The 339-nt window shown below is 63.7% G+C and carries 1 protein-coding gene; it reads right to left on the bottom strand.

Features of this window, described 5'->3' with window-relative positions:
• Positions 1-217 (bottom strand): hypothetical protein (locus N5079_RS35235; protein ID WP_261588559.1); only part of this gene is annotated, 217 nt, incomplete at its 3' end.
• Positions 218-339 lie beyond the last annotated feature (122 nt).

Below are 339 nucleotides of genomic sequence, written 5' to 3'. Positions count from 1 at the left end.
CGCCCCACGACCCCAACCCGGACGCCACGACAGCAACCACCACAACAGCAACCACCACAACAGCAACTACCACAACAGCAACCACCACAACAGCAACGACCACAGCAGCCATCACGACCGCAACCGCCACCGGCATCACAACAGGCATGGGACCGCGCGCCGGAACCGCCATCGCCACAGGTACCACAGCCATCAGAACAGGCATCAGAACAGGCATCGGAACAGGCATCGGAACAGGGATCCGAACACGCCCAGGGACAAGCGGCGGGACAGGCATCGGAGCAAGCAGCGGACCAAGCAACGAGACGAGCAGCGGTGCGGACGGCACGCGGATCGGTC

This window comes from Planotetraspora sp. A-T 1434, assembly GCF_025420585.1.
GTDB lineage: Bacteria > Actinomycetota > Actinomycetes > Streptosporangiales > Streptosporangiaceae > JAOEGB01.
Note: the sequence above shows the minus strand (reverse complement) of the source record. Positions and strands in the feature narration are given on the sequence as shown.